Source organism: Mesorhizobium sp. M1A.F.Ca.IN.020.06.1.1, from assembly GCF_004023265.1.
Classification (GTDB): Bacteria; Pseudomonadota; Alphaproteobacteria; order Rhizobiales; family Rhizobiaceae; genus Mesorhizobium.
On sequence record NZ_RZSR01001198.1, the window covers coordinates 1 to 1,514 of the forward strand.

2 protein-coding genes and 1 pseudogene are annotated in these 1,514 nt (G+C 65.8%); 1 reads left to right on the plus strand and 2 read right to left on the minus strand.

What is annotated here, in order from left to right:
* Together EOA60_RS32415 and EOA60_RS32420 are read right to left on the minus strand one after the other, a co-directional pair.
* Window positions 1-276: pseudogene (locus EOA60_RS32415) on the minus strand (TIGR02281 family clan AA aspartic protease); the annotation flags it as partial.
* Between the two features lie 28 nt (window positions 277-304).
* The gene (locus tag EOA60_RS32420; RefSeq protein ID WP_066992723.1) at window positions 305-535 is read right to left on the minus strand and encodes a DUF1289 domain-containing protein; all 231 of its coding nucleotides are present in this window, start codon (window positions 533-535) and stop codon (window positions 305-307) included.
* Window positions 536-697: 162 nt separating this feature from the next.
* On the opposite strand from EOA60_RS32420, the gene EOA60_RS32425 reads away from it, so the two are divergent.
* A partial coding sequence (locus tag EOA60_RS32425) for a nicotinate-nucleotide--dimethylbenzimidazole phosphoribosyltransferase (RefSeq protein WP_164899750.1) occupies window positions 698-1,514 on the plus strand: 817 nt, incomplete at its 3' end.

Sequence of the window (1,514 nt, forward strand, 5' to 3'; positions counted from 1 at the left end):
GCTGACAACATCCTGCAGCTCGTAGCGGTACTGGTAGCCGGCGATCAGCGCCAGCACGATTGCCGCCCAGACGCCGAAGTTGCGCGCCATGTCACCGAGCGGCCGGCCAGAGCGAATAAGGCTGGCGCCGATTACCGCCACCAGGACTCCAACCCAGATCAGCCTGCTGAAATCGTTGTTCTCGATGCCGAAGGTGCGGCCGGCGGAATCATTCATCATCAGCAGGATCAAGCCGGCGCCGATCACCAGCATGACGACCCAGAACAGGCGATTCATGGCCAGCCCTTTCTTACAGCCAGCTCTTTCACAGCACGCCGCGCTCGCGCGCCATGCGGGCGCGCCGCGTCTCGCGGCGGGGCCGGCGTTCGACCGTCTCCAGCCGCGCCGGCAACTCGGCCATGACTGCACGCCGGACTTCCGGCGTCATCGCGATCCACCCGGCGATCTCATCGCGCGTGCGGCCGCAACCGAAACAGAAGCCGGTTTTCATGTCGATGGAACAGACGAGTATGCAGGGAGACTCGATGGCGGTCATGCTGTTCTCTTGCCTTCACTCCACATGGTGCAACCGCAACGCCAATGCAAGCCCTTCGCGATGCGCCGTCGACCGGCGCTTTCGCGGCATTGCCGGGCGGTTGTGCCAGGCGGTGAAGGCGGCTATGCCGCTGGCTGTTCCTGCAAAGAGACCGCATTCGATATGACCGCAAAGCCTTTCGATGATTTCCGCACTCTGCTGGCAACGCTGCCGCCGGCCGACGCCGCCGCCGAAACCCGCGTTCGCACCCTGTTTGCCAAGGCCGACAAGCCGAAAGCTTCGCTTGGCCGGATTGAAGATGTCGCGGCATGGCTCGCCGCTTGGAGCGGGCGTGCGCCGCCGGCCGTCAATCGTCCGCTTGTGGCGATCTTTGCCGGCAACCACGGTGCCGTTCGGCATGGCATTTCGCCGCGGCCGGTTTCGGCGACCGCCAATGCCGTCGAACTCTGCGCCGCCGGAGGTGCAGCGATCAATCAGATCTGCATCGCCAACGATCTCGGCCTGAAGGTCTTCGACCTGGCGCTGGATATTCCGACGGGGGACATCACCGAAGAAGCGGCCCTCGACGAGCGCGGCTGCGCCGCCACCATGGCCTTCGGCATGGAAGCGGTCGCGGGCGGCGCCGATCTTCTTTGCCTTGGCGATCTGGGCGTCGGCAATTCAACCATCGCGGCCGCGCTCAGCGCTGCCCTCTTTGGCGGCAAGGGGTCCGACTGGGTTGGACCTGGATCGGGGGCGGACACGGCGATGATGGCGCGCAAGGCCGAAGCGGTCGACCGGGCGCTTGCTTTCCACGGCTCCGGTCTCGGCGATCCGCTCGAGGCCTTGCGCCGCGTCGGCGGGCGGGAGTTCGCGGCAATCTGCGGCGCCATTCTCGCAGCCCGCATGCAGAAGATTCCTGTGCTGCTCGACGGGTTCGTCGCGACGGCTGCCGCCGCGGTTCTGAACAAAGCCGATCCTTCCGCGATCGACCATTGCC

What these genes read in the sequence shown, in the direction of transcription:
- EOA60_RS32420 (WP_066992723.1), bottom strand. Translation starts at nt 535, where the DNA reads ATGACCGCCATCGAGTCTCCCTGCATACTCGTCTGTTCCATCGACATG.